This window comes from Mycobacterium sp. GA-2829 (genome assembly GCF_001499965.1).
Lineage (GTDB): Bacteria > Actinomycetota > Actinomycetes > Mycobacteriales > Mycobacteriaceae > Mycobacterium.
In genome coordinates, this window is sequence record NZ_LQIT01000089.1 from 13,168 (window position 1) to 33,534 (window position 20,367).

General features: G+C 69.7%; 16 protein-coding genes. 6 read left to right on the forward strand and 10 right to left on the reverse strand.

Features of this window, described 5'->3' with window-relative positions:
* The first annotated feature begins 6 nt into the window (after positions 1–6).
* Complete coding sequence (locus tag AU194_RS29825; RefSeq protein WP_059092863.1) at positions 7–1,164, forward strand: zinc-binding dehydrogenase; 1,158 nt, start codon at positions 7–9, stop codon at positions 1,162–1,164.
* Here the strand turns inward: AU194_RS29825 and hisS are convergent.
* Both hisS and AU194_RS29835 read right to left on the reverse strand, forming a co-directional pair.
* Positions 1,161–2,417, reverse strand: coding sequence for a histidine--tRNA ligase (gene hisS, locus AU194_RS29830; protein WP_059092864.1), 1,257 nt, complete (start codon positions 2,415–2,417; stop codon positions 1,161–1,163). The genes AU194_RS29825 and hisS overlap by 4 nt on opposite strands.
* Positions 2,414–3,079 carry an MBL fold metallo-hydrolase gene (locus AU194_RS29835; RefSeq protein WP_059092865.1) on the reverse strand — a complete coding sequence of 222 codons (666 nt, stop codon included), beginning with the start codon at positions 3,077–3,079 and terminating at the stop codon, positions 2,414–2,416. Before AU194_RS29835 ends, hisS begins: the two co-directional genes overlap by 4 nt.
* Positions 3,080–3,212: 133 nt before the next feature.
* Here AU194_RS29835 and AU194_RS29840 point away from each other — a divergent pair, with 133 nt between their 5' ends.
* From AU194_RS29840 to AU194_RS29850, 3 genes are all read left to right on the forward strand, one after another.
* Positions 3,213–4,091, forward strand: coding sequence for a peptidylprolyl isomerase (locus tag AU194_RS29840; RefSeq protein ID WP_059092866.1), 879 nt, complete (start codon positions 3,213–3,215; stop codon positions 4,089–4,091).
* Positions 4,091–5,080, forward strand: a complete 990-nt coding sequence (locus AU194_RS29845) for a peptidylprolyl isomerase (protein WP_059092867.1) — start codon at positions 4,091–4,093, stop codon at positions 5,078–5,080. Before AU194_RS29840 ends, AU194_RS29845 begins: the two co-directional genes overlap by 1 nt.
* A 139-nt stretch (positions 5,081–5,219) precedes the next feature.
* A complete protein-coding gene (locus AU194_RS29850) occupies positions 5,220–6,485 on the forward strand; it encodes an Ig-like domain-containing protein (protein ID WP_059092868.1) in 1,266 nt (421 codons plus the stop codon).
* On the opposite strand, the gene poxB is transcribed toward AU194_RS29850, so the two are convergent.
* From poxB to yajC, 7 genes are all read right to left on the reverse strand, one after another.
* Complete coding sequence (poxB, locus tag AU194_RS29855) at positions 6,482–8,218, reverse strand: ubiquinone-dependent pyruvate dehydrogenase (RefSeq protein ID WP_059092869.1); 1,737 nt, start codon at positions 8,216–8,218, stop codon at positions 6,482–6,484. The two genes, AU194_RS29850 and poxB, sit on opposite strands and share 4 nt — an antisense overlap.
* Before the next feature lie 3 nt (positions 8,219–8,221).
* Complete coding sequence (locus tag AU194_RS29860) at positions 8,222–10,582, reverse strand: bifunctional (p)ppGpp synthetase/guanosine-3',5'-bis(diphosphate) 3'-pyrophosphohydrolase (protein ID WP_059092870.1); 2,361 nt, start codon at positions 10,580–10,582, stop codon at positions 8,222–8,224.
* Between the two features lie 55 nt (positions 10,583–10,637).
* Positions 10,638–11,162 carry an adenine phosphoribosyltransferase gene (locus AU194_RS29865; protein ID WP_059092871.1) on the reverse strand — a complete coding sequence of 175 codons (525 nt, stop codon included), beginning with the start codon at positions 11,160–11,162 and terminating at the stop codon, positions 10,638–10,640.
* Positions 11,159–12,811 carry an ABC transporter substrate-binding protein gene (locus tag AU194_RS29870; RefSeq protein WP_059092872.1) on the reverse strand — a complete coding sequence of 551 codons (1,653 nt, stop codon included), beginning with the start codon at positions 12,809–12,811 and terminating at the stop codon, positions 11,159–11,161. The genes AU194_RS29865 and AU194_RS29870 overlap by 4 nt, the downstream gene beginning before the upstream one ends.
* A gap of 6 nt (positions 12,812–12,817) precedes the next feature.
* Complete coding sequence (gene secF / locus AU194_RS29875) at positions 12,818–14,083, reverse strand: protein translocase subunit SecF (protein ID WP_059092873.1); 1,266 nt, start codon at positions 14,081–14,083, stop codon at positions 12,818–12,820.
* Between the two features lie 3 nt (positions 14,084–14,086).
* Positions 14,087–15,868 carry a protein translocase subunit SecD gene (gene secD / locus AU194_RS29880; protein ID WP_059092874.1) on the reverse strand — a complete coding sequence of 594 codons (1,782 nt, stop codon included), beginning with the start codon at positions 15,866–15,868 and terminating at the stop codon, positions 14,087–14,089.
* 89 nt (positions 15,869–15,957) lie between these two features.
* Positions 15,958–16,311 (reverse strand): preprotein translocase subunit YajC, encoded by a 354-nt coding sequence (gene yajC / locus AU194_RS29885; protein ID WP_059092875.1) that lies wholly within the window; start codon positions 16,309–16,311, stop codon positions 15,958–15,960.
* A 303-nt stretch (positions 16,312–16,614) separates the two neighbouring features.
* Here yajC and gabT point away from each other — a divergent pair, with 303 nt between their 5' ends.
* Together gabT and AU194_RS29895 are read left to right on the forward strand one after the other, a co-directional pair.
* A complete protein-coding gene (gene gabT / locus AU194_RS29890) occupies positions 16,615–17,955 on the forward strand; it encodes a 4-aminobutyrate--2-oxoglutarate transaminase (RefSeq protein WP_059092876.1) in 1,341 nt (446 codons plus the stop codon).
* A 19-nt stretch (positions 17,956–17,974) separates the two neighbouring features.
* Complete coding sequence (locus tag AU194_RS29895) at positions 17,975–19,408, forward strand: gamma-aminobutyraldehyde dehydrogenase (protein WP_059092877.1); 1,434 nt, start codon at positions 17,975–17,977, stop codon at positions 19,406–19,408.
* Between the two features lie 83 nt (positions 19,409–19,491).
* On the opposite strand, the gene AU194_RS29900 is transcribed toward AU194_RS29895, so the two are convergent.
* On the reverse strand, positions 19,492–20,205 hold the full coding sequence (locus AU194_RS29900; protein ID WP_059092878.1) for a hypothetical protein: 714 nt from the start codon (positions 20,203–20,205) through the stop codon (positions 19,492–19,494).
* Positions 20,206–20,367: the final 162 nt, after the last annotated feature.

A 20,367-nucleotide genomic window follows, 5' to 3' on the forward strand; every position in this document is an offset into this window, starting at 1 on the left:
GGCGGTATGAGAGCCGTCACATGTGAACGCGGTGCCCTGTCGGTCGTCGACGTCCCCACCCCGCGGCCGGCCAAGGGTCAGCTGCTGCTCGAGGTGCGGCGCTGCGGGATCTGTGGATCCGATCTGCACGCCAAGGACCACGCCGACGAGCTGACGCCGGTGATGGATCAGCTCGGCTACCCGGACTTCATGCGCGGGGACACGCCCGTGATCCTCGGCCACGAATTCTGCGGTGAGGTCGCCGAACGCGGTAAAGGCGTCGGCAAGCAATTCAAGGCCGGCACCCCGGTGGTGTCGTTCCCGATGGTGCGGGGTGCCGACGGCATCCACCTCACCGGGCTCTCCCCCAAGGCGCCCGGCGGTTTCGCCGAGAACGTGCTGGCCGAGGCGTCGATGAGCTTCGCCGTTCCCAACGGCCTCGACCTCGACACCGCGGCGCTGACCGAACCGATGGCCGTCGCGCTGCATGCGGTGCGGCGCAGCGAGATCCGCAAACGCGACGTCGCGATCGTGATCGGCTGCGGACCCGTCGGCCTCGCCGTCATCTGCCACCTCAAGGCGCTCGGCGTGCACACCATCGTCGCCAGCGACTTCTCCGCCGCCCGCCGCACGCTGGCCACCCGCTGCGGCGCCCACATCGTCGTCGACCCCGCCGTGGACTCCCCCTACGAGGCCACCGGGCTGCGCGGCGCCATCACCAAGGCACCCGACCTCTACGAACTCGGCGTCGGCTCGATGGAGAAGCTGCGCCGCGTCCCGGGCTGGTCACACCTCTACCGCGCCGCCGAAGCGCTCGGCGCCGCCGGACCCAAACGGCCCATCGTGTTCGAATGCGTGGGTCTGCCCGGGATGATCGACGGCGTCATCGCCGCCGCGCCGCTGCAGTCGCGCGTGATCGTCGTCGGCGTCTGCATGGGCGAGGACCGCATCCAGCCGACGATGGCCAACGCCAAGGAGATCGACCTGCGGTTCGTGTTCGCCTACACGCCGCTGGAATTCCGCGACACCCTGCACATGCTGGCCGACGGCGACCTCGACGTGTCCCCGCTCATCACCGGAACCGTCGGACTCGACGGGGTGGCAGCCGCATTCGAGGCGCTGGGCGCGGCGGAGTCCCACGCCAAGATCCTCATCGACCCCCGCAGCACCGCGGTCACGCCCTAGCCCAGACGCGAAACCACTTCGGCCACAACGGCGTCCCGCACCACCTCGACCTGGTCGCCGGTGCCGAGGTCCTTGACCTTCACCGCGCTGACGCCGGGGTCGGCGATCAACGCGATCGACGCGCCGGTGCGGTCGGCGGCCTTGAGCGCGGCCTTGAGGCTGCGGTCGCCGTAGGCCACGTCGACGCGGACACCGGCGCGGCGCAGCTCGGCGGCCAGCACCGCGGCGTCGACTTTCGCCTCCGGCCCGGACGGGATGCAGTACACGTCGATCCGCGCGGCCTCCCCCGCGGCCTTGCCCTCGGCGCGCAGCGCGAGCAGGGTGCGGTCCACCCCGAGCCCGAACCCGATGCCCGACACGTCCTGCCCGCCGAGCTGGCGCATCAGACCGTCGTAGCGACCACCGCCGCCGATCCCCGACTGCGCCCCGAGGCCGTCGTGGACGAATTCGAACGTGGTCTTGGTGTAGTAGTCCAGCCCGCGCACCATTCGCGGATTGATCACGTACGGCACGTCCAGCGCCTTCAGGTGCGCCTGCACGGTCTCGAAATGCTTTTTCGCGCTGTCGGACAGGTGGTCGAGCATGACCGGCGCATCGGCGGTCATCTCGCGCACGTGGGGCCGTTTGTCGTCGAGCACCCGCAGCGGGTTGATCTCCGCGCGTCGCCGGGTCTCCTCGTCGAGGTCGAGCTTGAACAGGAAGTTCTGCAACAGTTCCCGGTACTGCGGCCGGCAGGTGTCGTCCCCCAGCGAGGTGATCTCGAGCCGGAAACCGGACAGGCCCAGCGACCGGAACCCCGCGTCGGCGACGGCGATGACCTCGGCGTCGAGCGCAGGGTCGTCGACGCCGATGGCCTCCACACCGACCTGCTGCAGCTGCCGGTAGCGCCCCGCCTGGGGACGCTCGTAGCGGAAGAACGGACCCGAGTAGCAGAGCTTGACCGGCAGGGCGCCACGGTCGAGCCGGTGCTGGATCACCGCGCGGATCACCCCGGCGGTGCCCTCGGGGCGCAGCGTCACGGAGCGGTCGCCGCGGTCGGCGAAGGTGTACATCTCCTTGGACACCACATCGGTCGACTCACCCACACCGCGGGCGAACAGCGCGGTGTCCTCGAAGATCGGCAGCTCCACATCGCCGTATCCGGCGCGGCGCGCGGCGGTCAGCAGCCCGTCACGGACGGCGACGAACTGCGCCGACTCGGGCGGGAGGTAGTCCGGGACGCCCTTGGGTGCCTGGAACGCGGTGTCGGTCACAGAGTGAGCCCTTCGAGGAACGGGTTGGCGCGGCGTTCGGTGCCGATCGTGGACTTCGGCCCGTGTCCGGGCAGCACCACGGTGTCGTCATCGAGCACCAGCAGTTTGGTCAGGATGGAGCCGAGCAGATCGCGGCCGCTGCCGCCGGGCAGGTCGGTGCGACCCACCGAGTTGCGGAACAGGGTGTCGCCGGTCAACGCGACCTGCGAGCGGTCGGCGGCCAGGCGGAACACCACCGACCCCTTGGTGTGGCCGGGTGTGTGATCGACGGTGACCGTCATCTCGCCGAGGTCGAGGACCTCGCCGTCGCGCTGCAGTTCGACCACCTGTTTCGGCTCGCGGAACAGGGCCCCGAGGAGCAGCTGCCCCACCTTGGGGCCGAACCCCTTGATCGGATCGGTCAGCATGAACCGGTCATCGGGGTGGATATAGGCCGGGCATCCGTAGGTGTCGGCCACCTTCTGCGCCGACCAGATGTGGTCGATGTGGCCGTGGGTCAACAGCACCGCCGCCGGGGTCAGGCGGTGTTCGTCGAGGACGCGGCGCAGCGGGGCCATCGCCCGCTGACCCGGATCAACGACGATCGCGTCCGAACCCGGCCGCTGAGCGAGCACGTAGCAGTTGCACGCCAACATGCCCGCCGGGAATCCGGTGATCAACACGTATCCCAGTTTCCCATGCCGGTCGGGGTGTCCCGTTCCAGCGGGTCGTTCACCAGACACTCAGCAACTTTTGGCACACTCGGTGCCGACCGGACGCGGCTTTCAGACCGCGCAGACGAGGAGGACAGCGGCGGTGCCGACGAACGAACAGCGACGCGAGGCGGCCAAACGCAAACTGGAACGCCAGCTCGAACGGCGGGCCGAGCGGGCCCGGAAACGCCGGATCGCGACGATCGCCGGGTCGGCGGTGGCCGCGGTCGTGGTCATCGGTGCCATCGTGGCGACCGTCGTGCTCAACAACGGCGATTCCTCGGACACCACCGCCTCGGCAAGCACCCCCACGCCCGGCACCTCGGCCCCGGGTGAACCGACCGCCGAGGGGCAGCTGCCCGCCTTCGCCCCGCCGGAGGGACTCGGCGCCGACTGCCAGTACCCGGCCTCCGGCGAGCCGAGCAAGCCGGTCAACGCGCCGCGTACCGGCCAGGTGCCCACCGACCCCGCCGAGGTCAGCGTCAGCATGTCGACCAACCAGGGCAATCTGGGCCTGCTGCTCGACAATGCCAAGGCGCCGTGCACGGTCAACAGCTTCGCCAGCCTCGCCCAGCAGGGCTACTTCAACGACACGCCGTGCCACCGGCTGACCACCACCCCGTCGTTGTCGGTGCTGCAGTGCGGCGATCCGACCGGTAAGGGCACCGGTGGACCGGGCTACAAGTTCGCCAACGAGTACCCGACCAACCAGTACCAGCCCGACGATCCGGCGCTGCAGGAAGCGGTGCTCTACCCGCGCGGCACGATCGCGATGGCCAACGCCGGCGCCAACACCAACGGCAGCCAGTTCTTCCTGGTCTACCAGGACTCCCAACTGCCGCCCGGGTACACCGTGTTCGGCCGCATCGACGACACCGGGCTGGCCACGCTGGACAAGATCGCCGCCGACGGCGTCAAGGGCGGCGGACCCGACGGTGCGCCCGCCACCGACGTCCAGGTCAAGTCGATCCTGCTCGACTGATGAGCTACCCGCCGGGGCCGTATCCGCCGCCGGTGTACCCGCCCGGGTATCCGGGCGGCTACCCGCCGCCGCGCCGCACCAATACCTTCGCCGTCGCCGCGCTGGTGTGCGCATTCCTGTTCGCACCGCTGGGCATCGTGTTCGGCCACGTGTCGCTGTCCCAGATCAAGCGCACCGGCGAGGACGGCCGCGGGCTGGCGGTGGCCGGTCTGGTCATCGGCTACGTGATGACGGTGCTGACGGTCGTCGTCGTGGTGTTCAGCCTGCTCTTCCTGACCGCGCTGGCCCGCTACGTCGAGGACACGCAAGTCGACGACGGCTCCCCGCGGATCAGCGCCGGGGCGCCGTCGGGTGACGGGCTGCCCGAGTTCGTCGCACCCCGCAACCTCGGCGCCAACTGCCAGTACCCCAAGGGCGATCTGCCCGCCGACGCGCCGGTCACCCCGCCGCGCAGCGGACGGGTGCCCACCACCCCCGCGACGATCAGCGCGAGCATCTCCACCACCCAGGGCAACATCGGCCTGCAACTCGACAACGGCAAGTCACCGTGCACGGTCAACAATTTCGCGAGCCTGGCGCAGCAGGGATTCTTCGACGACACCACCTGCCACCGGCTGACCACCGCGCGCGCCATGAAGGTGCTGCAGTGCGGCGACCCGACCGGCACCGGTATCGGCGGCCCGGGCTACCGGTTCCCCAACGAGTACCCGACCAACCAGTACCGGCTGTCGGATCCGAACCTGCGCCGTCCGATCGTGTACCCGCGCGGCTCGCTGGTGATGGCCAACACCGGGCCGGGCACCAACGGCAGCCAGTTCTTCCTCGTCTACGGCGACACCCAACTGCCGCCGACCTACACGGTGTTCGGCACGATCGACGAGACCGGGCTGGCGACGCTGGACAAGATCGCCGCCCGCGGGGTGCGCGGCAGCGGTGACGACGGCGCCCCCGCCGCACCGGTCACGATCACCTCGGCGCGGCTCGACTGAACCCGCGCGACCGGCAATTGGGGCTCCTCGCAACGGATATCGAAGGGCAACGGTTTCGTGACGGGCGGGGCGTCACCGGGTGTCGGCGGACTCGTACCATGGTGGCTCCTCCTTCTGCTCGACGGGAAAACACACCCCCATGTCCGACCTCCTCGGCGACCGCCTACGGCTCGCCTTCCTGGCCGCGCTCGTGATCGCGACCGCGTCGCTGCCCGCGTCGCCGGCCGATTCCGGCTGCCGGCACTGCGCCCGCGAACAGGTCAGTTCGCCGGTGGCCAGCGCGTCGTCGGTCCGCCCCCCGGCGCCCGCCGAGGTGACCGTCAACCCGCCCGCCGCCGCCGAGGACGTCTCCCCCGCCGTCCCGGTCTTCGTGCACGCGAGAGCGGGCACGCTGACCGACGTCGAGATGACCAACGAGTCCGGCCGGGTGATCGCCGGGACCATGACCCCCGACCGCACCGCGTGGCGGCCCACCGAGCAACTCGGCTACGGCCGCACGTACACGCTGACGGTGCACAGCCGCGGCGTCGGCGGGATGCCCGCGGCGCAGACGTCCACGTTCTCGACGGTGACCCCGTCGGACCAGACCTCGGTCGTGCTGACCACCCCGGTGTGGACCGAGCTGGTCGAGGGGGCCACCTACGGGGTGGGCACCGTCGTGGTGGCCCGCTTCCACGACGGGATCGCCGACCGCGCCGCCGCCGAACGCCGCCTCGTGGTCAGCACCGACCCGCCGGTGACCGGATCCTGGTACTGGGTCGACGACAGGACCGCGCACTGGCGCCCCGAGCACTACTACGCCCCCGGCACGAAAGTGACTGTGGCCGCGAATCTCTACGGCGCCGACCTCGGCGACGGACTGTACGGGCAGGAGAACCGGCGCGTCAGCTTCCGCATCGGCGACGCACACGTGTCCATCGCCGACGACAAGACCAAACAGGTCAGCGTGTTCGAGAACGGGAAACTGGTCCGCACCATGCCGACGTCGATGGGCATGGGCGGCACCGAGACCATCGGCGGCACCACGCTGACGTTCTGGACACCGCCGGGCATCTACACCGTGCTCGGCAAGGAGAACCCGGTCGTCATGGACTCCTCGACCTACGGGCTGCCGACCGGGTCGCGGCTCGGCTACCGCACGACGGTCCCGTACGCGACCCGCATCAGCATCGACGGCATCTACCTGCATCAGCTGGAGTCCACGGTGTGGGCGCAGGGCAACACCAACGTCTCACACGGCTGTCTGAACCTCAGCGCCGAGCACGCGAAGTGGTTCTACGACTTCTCCGTTCCCGGCGATGTCGTCGAGGTGCGCAACACCGGCGGCCCGCCGCTGAAACTGGAGCAGAACGGCGACTGGTCGCTGCCGTGGGACCAGTGGCGGGCGGGTAGTGCGCTCGGCTAATCGAGGATGCGGCGGGCGACGTTCGTGCTGACCAGATCGAGCAGTTCGTCACCGCGGCCGGCCAGGATGGTGCGGATCGCGTAGACGGTGAACCCCTTGGCCTGTTCGGCCGAGATCGCGGGCGGGATGCTCAGCTCCTGGCGCGCCACCACGACGTCGACGAGGGCGGGGCCGTCGTGGGCGAGCGCATCGGCCACGGCCTGCTCCAGATCACCGGGTTGTTCGACGCGGCGGCCGAAGATACCCATCGCCTCGGCGACGGCGGCGAAGTTCGGATTGTCCAGTCCGGTCGCGAAATTCACCACACCCGCGGCCTTCATCTCGAGTTCGACGAAGTTCAGCGATGAGTTGTTGAACACCACGACCTTCACCGGAAGCCGGTTCTGCACGAGCGTGAGCAGTTCACCGAACAGCATGGCCAGCCCGCCGTCCCCGGCGAGCGCGACGACCTGCCGGTCCCGGTGGGCGGTCTGCGCGCCGATCGCGTGCGGCAGCGCGCACGCCATGGTGCCGTGGGTGAACGACCCGGTGAGTCTGCGTCGGCCGTTCATCGTGAGGTAGCGGGCGGCCCACACCGTCGGGGATCCGACGTCGAAGGTGAACACCGCGTCGTCGGCGGCGAGTTTGTCCACCACCCCCGCGACGTACTCGGGCCGGATCGGGGTGCGGTCGCGGTCGTTGACGGCCAACGCGTCCAACGACTTCCGGGTGCGCCGGTAGTGGTTCTGCGCGCGGTCCAGGTGGGTGCGGTCGGCCTTCTGTGCCAGCAGCGGCACCAACCCGTCGACGGTGTCCCTGACGGTGCCGACCAGTCCCAGGTCCACGTGCGTGCGCCTGCCCAGGTGGCTGCCCCGGATGTCGACCTGCACGACGGTGGCGTCCTCGGGCAGGAACTGCGAGTACGGGAAGTCGGTGCCGAGCATCAGCAGCAGGTCGGCTTCCTTGATCGCCTTGTACCCCGAGGCGTATCCGAGCAGCCCGGTCATCCCGACGTCGTAGGGGTTGTCCCACTCGAGGTGTTCCTTACCCCGGAACGCGTGCACGATCGGCGACTGCAGCAGCCCGGCCAGCGTCATCACCTCGGCGTGGGCGCCCGCGGTGCCCGCACCGCCGAGGATCGTCACCCGCGACGCGGCGTTGAGCAGATCGGCTGCCCGGCGCAGGGATGCGTCGTCGGGGCGCAGCACCGACCGTGTCGGCAGCACCGGCCGGTCGGTCCACCGACCGCCGGACAGCCGCGCCTGGAACACCTCACCGGGCACCACCACGACGGCCACCCCGGACTGTTCGACCGCGGCGCGCATCGCCATCTGGAAGATCCGGGGCGCCGACTCGGCGTTGGGAACCAGCTCGCAGTACACGCTGCACTCGCGGAACAGCTCCTGCGGATGGGTCTCCTGAAAGTAGCCGGAGCCGATCTCGGCGATCGGGATGTGGGCGGCCACCGCGAGGACCGGCACCCGGGTGCGTTGCGCGTCGTACAGGCCGTTGATCAGGTGCAGGTTGCCCGGGCCGCAGCTGCCCGCGCACACCGCGAGCTGTCCGGTGAGCGCGGCGTCGGCGGTCGCGGCGAACGCCGCCGCCTCCTCGTGGCGTACGTGCTCCCAGCTGATGCCGTCCGAGCGGCGGATCGCGTCGGTGAATCCGTTGAGGCTGTCCCCCGGCAAGCCGTAGACCCGGCGCACCCCACTGGCCGTCAGCGTGGCGATGAGGTGCTGCGCGACGGTCGCCACGGATCAGGCCGCCGACGTCACGCGGTAGACGTCGTAGACACCCTCGACGTTGCGCACCACCCGCAGCAGGTGGCCGAGGTGTTTGGGGTCGCCCATCTCGAAGGTGAAGCGGCTGATCGCGACCCGGTCGTTGGAGGTGGTGACCGACGCCGACAGGATGTTGACCTTCTCGTCGGCGAGCACCCGGGTGACATCGGACAGCAGCCGGTGCCGGTCGAGCGCCTCCACCTGGATGGCGACCAGGAACACCGACGACGGCGACGGCGCCCATTCCACGTCGATGATGCGTTCGGCCTGCTCCTGCAGCGACGAGGCGTTGGTGCAGTCGGTGCGGTGCACGCTGACCCCGCCACCGCGGGTGACGAACCCCATGATCTGGTCACCGGGCACCGGGGTGCAGCACTTGGCGAGTTTGGTGAGCACACCGGGTGCGCCGGGCACCGACACCCCGGTGTCGTCGGTGCTGCGCTGCCGCACCGGCATGGTGGCAGGGGTGGAGCGTTCGGCCAGTTCGTCCTCGGCGGCCTCATCCCCGCCGAGCTGGGCCAGCAGCCGCTGCACGACGTGGCGGGCCGATACGTGACCCTCGCCGACTGCGGTGTAGAGCGCGGACACGTCGAGGTAGCGCAGCTCGCGCGCCAGCGCCGCCATCGACTCGGCATTCATCAAGCGCTGCAACGGAAGTCCACCGCGGCGCACCTCGCGGCCGATCGCGTCCTTACCGGCCTCGAGCGCCTCCTCGCGGCGCTCCTTGGCGAACCACTGACGGATCTTGGCCTTCGCGCGCGGGGACACCACGAACGTCTGCCAGTCCCGCGACGGGCCCGCCCCCTGGGCCTTGGAGGTGAAGATCTCGACGACCTCACCGTTCTCGAGTTTGCGCTCGAGTGCCACCAGCCTGCCGTTGACCCGGGCGCCGATACAGCGGTGCCCCACCTCGGTGTGCACGGCGTAGGCGAAGTCGACCGGGGTGGAGCCGGCGGGCAGCGTGATCACGTCACCCTTGGGCGTGAACACGAAGATCTCCTGCACCGCGAGGTCGTAGCGCAGCGACTCCAGGAACTCGCCGGGGTCGGCGGCCTCCCGCTGCCAGTCGAGCAGCTGACGCATCCACGCCATGTCGTCGATCTCGGCGGCGGTGTGGCCGGCCGGTAACCCGTTGCGGCCCTTGGCTTCCTTGTACCGCCAGTGCGCGGCGATCCCGTACTCGGCGGTGCGGTGCATGTCGCGGGTGCGGATCTGCACCTCGAGCGGTTTGCCCTCCGGACCCACGACGGTGGTGTGCAGCGACTGGTAGACGCCGTAGCGCGGCTGGGCGATGTAGTCCTTGAACCGGCCCGCCATCGGCTGCCACAGCGAGTGCACGACGCCGACGGCGGCGTAACAGTCGCGGATCTCGTCGCACAAGATGCGCACACCCACCAGGTCGTGGATGTCGTCGAAGTCGCGGCCCTTGACGATCATCTTCTGGTAGATCGACCAGTAGTGCTTCGGCCGGCCCTCGACGGTCGCGTTGATCTTCGACTTGGTCAGGGTGTTGACGATCTCGGCCCGCACCTTGGCCAGGTAGGTGTCGCGCGACGGCGCCCGGTCGGCGACCAGCCGCACGATCTCGTCGTACTTCTTGGGGTGCAGGATCGCGAACGACAGATCTTCGAGCTCCCACTTGACAGTCGCCATCCCGAGCCGATGGGCAAGTGGGGCAATGACTTCCAGTGTCTCGCGGGCTTTTCGGGCCTGCTTCTCCGGTGGCAGGAACCGCATGGTGCGCATGTTGTGCAGCCGGTCGGCGACCTTGATGACCAGCACCCGCGGATCCCGCGCCATCGCGATGATCATCTTGCGGATGGTCTCGCCCTCGGCGGCGGTGCCCAGCGCGACCTTGTCGAGTTTGGTGACCCCGTCGACGAGGTGGCCGACCTCGGCGCCGAACTCGGCGGTCAGCGCCTCGAGGGTGTAGCCGGTGTCCTCGACGGTGTCGTGCAGCAGCGCCGCGATCAGCGTGGTGGTGTCCATCCCGAGTTCGGCCAGGATGTTGGCCACGGCCAGCGGATGGGTGATGTAGGGATCCCCGGAGCGGCGCATCTGGTCGGCGTGCCGCTGCTCGGCGACCTCGTAGGCCTTCTGCAGCAGCGTCAGATCGGCCTTGGGGTAGAACTCGCGGTGCACCGCGACCAGCGGTTCGAGCACGGGGTTCACCGCGCTGCGCTGGGCGGTCATCCGGCGGGCCAGGCGGGCCCGCACCCGCCGGGAGGCGCTGGTGGTCTTGGGCGCCTCGGGTTTGGCGGCGTCGGGAGATTCGGGGATGTCGGCGATCGGCAGCGGTGCGGTGGTCGTCGTCTTCGTGGTCGTGTCGTCCGCCATCAGTCCACCTCCTCGTCCCCCGCTGGTCCGGCCGCGCAGACTTCGAGGATATCCCTCAGACCGTGTAGAGGCTGGTGACGGGCAGCGGTTTGACCACGTCGCGGCCGTTCAGCGCGGTCAGTTCCAGCACCACCGCGGCGTTGCGCACCTCGGCGCCGCCGCTGGTCAGCAGCCGCTGAGTGGCGGCGACGGTCCCGCCGGTGGCCAGCACGTCGTCGATGATGACGACGGTGCGGCCGGTGATGTCGAGGCCGTCGGCGGGGATCTCCAGCGTCGCCGACCCGTATTCGAGGTCGTAGGTCTGGGAGTGCACCGGGGGCGGCAGCTTGCCGCCCTTGCGCACCGCCAGCACGCCGGTGCCCAACTTGAGCGCCACCGCCGCGCCCAACAGGAAGCCGCGGGCGTCGATGCCGGCGATCAGGTCGGCGCCCTCGGCGGTGGCAGCCAGCGCGTCGGTGACCTGGGCGAGCCCGCGGGCGTCGGCGAGCAGCGGGGTGAGGTCCTTGAACTGGATCCCGGGTTCGGGGAAGTCGGGCACCTCACGCATCAACGACGCGATCACCCGCGCGATGTCGGTCACTGCGACAGCCTCCAACGGTCCATGTTCCAACCCGCACCCCATCGGGTCGGATTGCCGACCACCGCGTACATCTTCGACGACGTGAGCAGCGTGCGCTGCTGACGGTACAGCGGCAGGGTCGGCATATCGCCCCACAGGATCGGCGCGCCCTCGCCGAGCAGGCGGGCGAGCTCCTTGGGATCGGAGGTGACCGCCAGCGCGCCGATGATGCCGTCGATGCGGGGGTTGGCGTATCCGCTGAGGTTGTTGCCGTTGCCGGAGTGCAGTGCGTAGGCGTCCAGCGCCGAGGACCCGGTCGACCCGCTGCCCGGCGCGCCGCCTGTGCTGGCCAGCAGGGCGTCGATCTCGTTGGCGCGCAGCGTCAGTGGCCCGACGGTCGGTCCGGCGGCGTCGACCACCTCGATCCCGGCCGGGGCGCACGCCTTGGCGATGGCGCCGACGGTCGCGGCCAGCCGGGCGTTGGGGCTCTGGTAGCCGATGCGCACCCGCAGCGGCCGGTTGTCCAGCGCGTCGCGGGCGGCGTCGGCGTTGGCGGCGGTGAACTGTGCGGCCTCGGGGCTGGACTCCGCGGTGGCGAAGGCGTTCTCGTCGGCGGGGTTGAGCCGCGAGTTCGCGACCGGGACCTCGGCGTTGCGGGCGATCACGTCGCGGGGCGTGCAGTGCGCGAGCGCGCGGCGGGCCGGCGGGGCGGCCAGCGGTCCGCGCGGGGCGAAGACGAGCTGTTCGATACCGGCCGAGGCACTGTCGGTGCGGACGTAGTCGTCGGGCATGTTGAGGATGCCCGACGATCCGGCGGCGATGTCCACCACGTCGTAGGCGCCCTCGTTGACGCGGTCCTGGATGTCGGCGCCGCGCGGCCACACCGTGATCCGGTTGGTGACGGGTTTGGTGCCCCACCACTTGTCGTTGGCGGTCAGCGTGACCGCACCCTCCTCGGTGACCGAGGCGAGCTTGTAGGGCCCCGACGACGGGAACTTCGCCAGGTCTTCATCGCTCAGGCCGGGTTTGAGGTCCCAGATGGTGTTCCACGCATCGGCGATGCGGTCGACGACGGGCTGGTCGCCTCTCGTCAGCGCGGTGGTGACGTCGACGCCGAGTTCATCGGCGATGACGTGCGACGGCATCAACGAGGTCGCGCTGAACAGCTGCCCGAAGTCGCTGAAGCTGCGGTCCGGCGCGAACGACACCCGCGCGCGTTTCTGCCCGGGTGCGCAGTCGACCGAGACGACGTCGCTGTACCCGCCGCGGTTGGCGGCGTCGAAGCGCGGATAGCGACCGGACTGCGACGCCCACGCCAGCACGAGGTCGTCGCAGGTCACCGGCTTACCGTCGGAGTAGACGGCCTTGTCGTTGATCTGGTAGTCGAGCACCAGCGGCGCCCGGCCCACCACGGCGATGGTGCCGAAGTCGTGGTCACCGATCACCTGGCCCTCGGGGCCGTGGTAGTTGAAGCCGAGCAGGACGCGGGCGAACGCCTGCGGCCCGCCGGACGCGGCACCGGCGACGGTGTTGGTGTTGTAGCTGACCAGCGCGCCGTCGACGGCGTAGTCGACCGCGTCCGCCGCGCCCGAACCGCAGGAGACCACCCCGGCGACCGTCACTGTGGCGACCGCCGCCGCCATGGCGGCCCGCCGGATCCCAACAGCCATCGGGGGCTACCGGCCCCGCGGGGTGCGCTTACCGGTGGGGCGGCTGGGCCTGCTGGTCGGCCGCGACGGTTTGGCGCCGGGCGCCGGCTTCTCGGCGGTCGAGGCCGGGGAGGCAGCGGAAGCCGTCGAGGTGGCCGAGACCTTCTCCGGCTCGTCGTCGTCCTCGTCGACCACATCGTCGCCCTCGGCGGCGGCCGTGACCGCCGCCGACCTGCCGCCGCGGCGCTTGAACACCCGGCGGTTGTGGTCGCGCACCAGCTGGGTGCGTTCGCGCAGCGTCACGAGCAGCGGGGTGGCGAAGAAGATCGACGAGTAGGTGCCGACGATCACGCCGACCAGCTGCACGAGCGCGAGGTCCATCAGCGTTCCGACACCCAGCAGCCACACCGCGATCACCATCAGCGCGATGATCGGCAGCACCGAGATCAGGCTGGTGTTGATCGAGCGCATGAACGTCTGGTTGACCGCGAGGTTTGCCTGTTCGGCGAATGTCCGGCGGGTGGTGTGTTCGAAACCGTGGGTGTTCTCCTCGACCTTGTCGAACACGATGACCGTGTCGTACAGCGAGAAGCCGAGGATCGTGAGCAGGCCGATCACCGTGGCCGGGCTCACCTCGAAGCCCACCAACGAGTAGACGCCCGCGGTGACGATGAGGTCGAAGAACAGCGTCGCCATCGCCGCGATCGCCATCCACAGCTCGTAGCGCACACCGATGTAGAGCGCGGCGAGGACGAGGAACACCGCGAGCGCGATCAGCGCCTTCTTGGTGATCTGGCCGCCCCAGGTCTCCGAGACCGCCGAATCGCTGATGGCCTGTTCGCTCGGCTGCCCGTTCTCCCCGAAGGGCTTGAAGCGGTCGAACAGTGCGGTGCGCAGTTCGTTGGCCTCGTCGTTGGTCAGGGTCTCCGAGCGGATCTGCACGGTCGCCGAACTGCCGCTGCCGACCGTGACCACCGATTCGGGCGCCCGGCCGAGGGTGTCGCTGAACACGGTCTCGACCTGGGTGGTCTCGGCGTTGCCGTTGGCGCCCGCGACCGGCATCGAGACCTTGGTCCCGCCTTCGAAGTCGATGCCGAACGTGAAGCCGCGCAGCAGCATGCTGGCCAGCACGACCAAAACGATCACACCGCTGATGGCGTACCACATCTTGCGGCGCCCGATGACCTCGAAGGCGCCGGTACCGGTGTAGAGCCGGACGAAGAACCCATGTTTGGGCGCCGCCTCGGCGCCCGCCGTCTTGGCGGTGTCGGGGGTCCGCTTGTTCACCACCATTGCCTATCCCCGTCCTGCGGTCGCGTGTGCGGCCGCCCGTCGTTCGCGTGCGATCTGCTGGACCGCGCCCAGGCCGTTGAACGCCGGCTTGGCCGCCCACGTCGTCTTCGACGCCAGGAACACCAGCGGCCAGGTCACCAGGAACACCACGACGACGTCGAGGATCGTCGTGAGGCCGAGGGTGAACGCGAAGCCCTTGACCTGGCCGACGGCCAGGAAGTACAGCACCGCCGCGGCCAGGAACGTCACCGCGTTGCCGGACACGATCGTCTTGCGGGCGCGCGCCCAACCGCGGGGTACCGCGGACCGGAACGAGCGGCCCTCGCGGATCTCGTCCTTGATGCGTTCGAAGAACACGACGAAGGAGTCCGCGGTGGTGCCGATACCGATGATGAGACCGGCGATACCGGCCAGGTCGAGCGTGTAGTTGATGTAGCGGCCGAGCAGGACCAGGATCGCGAACACCATTGCCCCGGCGAGCGCGAGCGACAGGGCGATCAGCACGCCGAGCACGCGGTAATACAGCAGCGAGTACAGCAGCACCGCCGCGAGCCCGACCGCACCGGCGATCAGACCGGCCTTCAGGGATGCCAGACCCAGCGTCGCCGAGACCGTCTCGGCCTCCGAGGATTCGAACGACAGCGGCAGCGAACCGTACTTGAGGACGTTGGCGAGTTCGGTCGCCGTCTGCTGGGTGAAGCGTCCGGTGATCTGGGTGCGGCCACCGGGGATGGCCTCCTGGATCTCGGGGGCGCTGACCACCCGGGAGTCGAGCGTGAACGCGGTCTGCGTGCCCACGTTGGCCGCGGTGAAGTCCGCCCAGATCTTGGCGCCCTCGTCCTTGAACTGCAGGTCGACGACGTACTCGCCGCGCTGGTTGTCCAGGCCCGAGGAGGCGCTGGCGATCTGCTCACCGCTGAGGATCGACTTGTTCAGCAGGTAGACCGTCTGCCCGTCGGTCGAGCACGTGATGAGCGGCAGGTTCGGGTCGTCGTTGCCGGCCAGGACGTCGTCCTCGCCGCAGCGGGTGGCCTGGAACTGCAGGGCCAGCAGCTGGATCGACGGATCGGTGCTCTGGCGCAGCTGCTTCTCGTCGGCGATGCGCTGGGCGAGGTCGGCGCGTTCGTTCGGGGCCTGCGGCGCCGGGGTCGGATCGGGTGCCGGGGCAGGCGCGGGGGCCGGAGCCGGGGCCGGCTCGGTCGGCGACGGGGCCGGCTGCTGCGGGAACGGCCGAGGCTGCGGTGCGGGCGCGGGCGCCGGATTCGGGGGCGGCGGCGCCTGCTGCGGCTGACCGGGTCCGGGTTCGGGAACCAGGCCGGGGATGCCCGGGACCGCCGGACCGCCCGGCTGCGCGGGCGCCTGACCCGGCTGCTGCCCCTGCTCACCCGGTTGCGGCTTGGGCTGGGCGGGCATCGCGTGGACGACGGGGCGGATGTACAGCCGCGCCGTCTGACCCAGGTTGCGCGCCTCGTTGCCGTCGTTGCCGGGGACCGTGATCACGAGGTTGTCGCCGTCGACGACGACCTCGGAACCCGAGACACCCAGGCCGTCGACACGCGCGCTGATGATCTGCTGGGCCTGCGCCAGCGACTCCCGGGACGGCGGTGAGCCGTCCGGGGTGCGTGCGGTCAGGGTGACGCGGGTACCGCCCTGCAGGTCGATTCCGAGCTTCGGTTGCGCTTTCTTGTCCCCGGTCAGGAAGACAAGGAGGAAAGCGCCGACCAGAAGCACCAGGAAGAGCGACAGATAGCGGGCAGGATGTACCGGCGCCGAAGACGATGCCACGTTGCTTGGGTCCCCTCGGGTTTCAGTTCGTCAGCACCGCAAAGGGTACGTGCGGCCGCTGACGGATTGGCTGTCAGTCTCCCTGTGGGTCAGTCCCGCTTGGACCGGTCGGGGTCGGCACCGGTCTCGGCGACCGGGCTGTCGAAGACCTCGGTGGCCGGCGAATCGTCGGTGTCGAGGGCGTCGGCCGGCTCGATCTTGTCCCGCACGGCGAGCTTCATCCAGGTGGTGACCACGCCGGGGGCGATCTCCAGGTCGACGTTGTCGTCGGTGATGCCGGTGATGGTGCCCTGCAGGCCGGAGGTGGTGTGGACGCGGTCGCCGATCTGCAGCGAGTTGTGCAGATCGATGGTGGCCTGCATGGCCTTCTTCTGACGCCGCGAGGCGAAGAACATGAACGCGCCCATGATGATGAGCAGGGGTAGGAATACGACCAGATCCATAACAGCAAGCGTCTTTCGTTTCGAGGTATTCGCGGTCACGGCACCGTTCATCCCCCCGGAAAACAGGCGCCTCGTAGTTGACCAGTGTGCCATCCACCGCCTCCGCACCGGACATGCCGTCGCGAGCGAACCCGCGCACCAGGCCGTCGTCCACGGAAATCGCACAATTCGCGGCCCGGGACTGCGCAATCGATGGCGAAGCCGCGTCGCGACGGTCGTTTCCCGCCGCAGATCATTGCCGCGCCGACTAGGCTCATTGCTGCGCGATCCGCCGCGACCCCATTTCGATGCAGGAGTTTTCACGTGAGCACCCTCGAGCAGAGCCGCCACCTCGCCACGGCCATTCCCGGCCCGAAGTCGCAGCAGCTCATCGACCGCAAGGCGGCCGCCGTATCGCGCGGTGTCGGCACCACGATGCCGGTCTACGCGGCGCGTGCGCAGGGTGGAATCGTCGAGGACGTCGACGGCAACCGGCTCATCGATCTCGGATCGGGTATCGCGGTCACGACCATCGGCAACGCGTCACCGCGGGTGGTCGAGGCGGTCGGCGCCCAGGCCGCGCAGTTCACCCACACCTGCTTCATGGTCACGCCCTATGAGGGGTATGTCGCCGTCGCCGAGGCGCTGAACCGGCTCACCCCCGGCAGCGGGGACAAACGGTCGGCGCTGTTCAACTCCGGGTCCGAGGCGGTGGAGAACGCGATCAAGATCGCGCGGTCGTACACCGGCAGGTCGGCGGTGGTGTCCTTCGACCACGCCTACCACGGCCGCACCAACCTCACGATGGCGCTGACCGCCAAGGTGATGCCCTACAAGCACGGCTTCGGCCCGTTCGCGCCGGAGATCTACCGCGCTCCCCTGTCCTATCCCTTCCGCGACGCCGAGTTCGGCAAGGAACTCGCCACCGACGGTGAGCTGGCCGCGCGCCGCGCGATCGACGTGATCGACAAACAGGTCGGCGCGGGCAACCTGGCCGCGGTGATCATCGAGCCGATCCAGGGCGAGGGCGGGTTCATCGTGCCCGCCGAGGGCTTCCTGCCCACCCTGCTCGACTGGTGCCGCCGCAACGAGGTGGTGTTCATCGCCGACGAGGTGCAGACCGGATTCGCCCGCACCGGCCGGATGTTCGCGTGCGAACACGAAGGCATCGAACCCGACCTGATCGTCACCGCCAAGGGCATCGCCGACGGTATGCCGCTGTCGGCGGTCACCGGGCGCGCCGAGATCATGGACGCCCCGCACGTCTCCGGCCTCGGCGGCACCTACGGCGGCAACCCCGTCGCCTGCGCCGCGGCACTGGCCACCATCGAGACCATCGAATCCGAGGGCATGGTCGAGCGGGCGGCGGCGATCGAGACCCTGATGAAGGACCGGCTGGGCCGGCTGCAGGCCGAGGACGACCGCATCGGTGACATCCGCGGGCGCGGCGCGATGATCGCCGTCGAACTCGTCAAACCGGGCACCACCGAACCCGACGCCGACCTGGCCAAGGCGCTCGCCGCAGGTGCGCACGCCGCGGGCGTCATCGTCCTGACGTGCGGCACCTACGGCAACGTGCTGCGCTTCCTGCCGCCGCTGGCCATCAGCGATGACCTGCTCAACGAGGGCCTCGACGTGCTGGCCCTCCTCCTGCGCGACCTCTGACAGACAAGGAGCCCACTGCATGACAACGGTCAAGAACTTCATCGGCGGCGAACTGGTCGATTCGGTCAGCGGGGCCACCATGCCGCTGGTCGACCCCAGCACCGGGGAGCAGTACGGCACCGCCCCGGTGTCCAACGAGCAGGACATCGACAACGCCTATGGGGCTGCGTCGACGGCTTTCAAGGAGTGGAAGCGCACGACGCCGGCCCAGCGGCAGAAGGCGCTGCTCGACTTCGCCGACGAGGTGGAGAAGGCGGCCGAGGACCTGGTCGCCGCCGAGGGCCGCAACACCGGTAAGCCCAACCACGTGACCATGGCCGAGGAGATCCCGCCCATGGTCGACCAGATCCGGTTCTTCGCAGGCGCGGCGCGTGTTCTGGAGGGCAAGTCCGCCGGGGAGTACATGGAGAACCACACGTCGTGGATCCGCAGGGAGCCGGTCGGCGTCGTCGGGCAGGTGGCGCCGTGGAACTACCCGATGATGATGGCGATCTGGAAGATCTGCCCGGCGATCGCGGCGGGCAACACCGTCGTCATCAAACCGAGCGACACCACCCCGGTCACCACGGTGATGCTGGCCGAACTGGCCGCCAAGCACCTGCCGCCGGGGGTGCTCAACGTCGTCACCGGCGACCGGGTGACCGGCGCCAACCTGGTGGCCCACCCCACGCCGGAGATGGTCGCGATCACCGGATCGGTCGCGGCGGGTCGCGCGGTCGCGGTCAGTGCGGGCGGCAACCTCAAGCGCACCCACCTCGAGCTCGGCGGTAAAGCCCCGGTGATCGTGTTCGACGACGCCGACATCGCCGCGGCCGCCGAGGGGATCGCGACGGCCGGCTACTTCAACGCCGGTCAGGACTGCACGGCGGCGACGCGGGTGCTCGCCCCCGCGCGGATCGCCTCCGACCTCACCGATGCGCTCGCCGAACAGGCCAAGGCCGCGACGACGACCTTCGGCAAGCCGGCCGACGACGAGGACGCCTGGGTGCCGCCGGTCAACAACGCCAACCAGCTCGACCGCGTGCTGAGCTTCTTCGAGGACGTGCCCTCGCACGCCAAGGTCGCGGTCGGCGGAAACCGCCAGGGCGACAAGGGTTTCTACGTCGAGCCGACCGTGGTGGGCGGGCTGCTGCAGGACGACCGGATGATCCAGCAGGAGATCTTCGGACCGGTGATCACCGTGCAGAGCTTCTCCGACGAGGACGAGGCGATCGCGTGGGCAAACGGTGTGGAGTACGGGCTGGCGTCATCGGTGTGGACCAGGGACGTGTCCCGGGCGCTGCGGGTCTCGGCGGCGCTGGACTTCGGCTGCGTGTGGATCAACACCCACATCCCGCTTGTGGCCGAGATGCCGCACGGCGGCTACAAGTCGTCGGGCCACGGTAAGGATCTGTCGATGTACGGGTTGGAGGACTACACCCGCATCAAGCACGTCATGGCCTACATCGGCTGAGTCGCGAAAGCCGAGATCCCGGTCGCCACCCCTCGGGTTCCCCGGCGACCGGGATCTCCTGCGGCCCTCACACGAGGTGCCCCTCAGTGATTGACCAGGGTGCGGCCGCGGCCGCCGCGGTGGAACATGTCCCGCAGCCCGCGCCGGCGCTTGACCGGCTGCTGCTGCGGGGCCATCACCTCGGTCGGCGCGTTGGCCGCGACGGGCGCCGCGGGATGCGGCCCGGTGTGCGCGACCGGCTGCGGGCCGGTGTGGGTCACCGGAGCGGCGACATGCTCATCGGTGGTCAGCGGGCGCCGCGCGTACTCGACGTCGCGGACGCTGCGCACCGTCAAACGGCCGAGCGCCAGCGCACCGAGGAACACGATCAGCGCACCGAGGCCGTAGAAGTAGGTCAGCTCCAGCCACACCCGCTTGGTGTCGGCCGCGGCGACGGGCGTGCCCGCCTGACCCAAGCCGAGCGGACCGGCCAGCGCTCGACCGACCACGAACCAGGCCCCGGACGCGACGGCCAGCCAGCTGCCGAGCACGGCCGTGGCACGGTTGCGCGAGGTCAGCAGCAGCAGACCGCCGACGACGGCCACCGCGCCGGGCAGCACTTCCAGCCAGCCCCTACCTGTGGTCCACGTCCACGGTTGATCCGGCGTGAACGCGAAGTCGAAATACGGCCCGACGAACGGGATGAGCGCACCCCACAGGCCGAGCAGGACGAGTAGGAATCCGCTGGCCGCGCCGCGGCTCCTGGGGATCCTCATGCGGCCGCCGCGAGGGCGGTCTGCGCGCTCAGAACCGATCATTGTTGCCTCCTATGTCGTGGGCCTCGGGTACCCGACTGCGCACCGGTGTAACCCGACCACCTCGGGCCGATTCACAGCCGGCTGACAGGTTTCGGCCAGCCAGGAATACGATTAGTTTGACTAACGTAGTAAAAGTCAGGCGCAGCGTCGCGCCGCCGATTC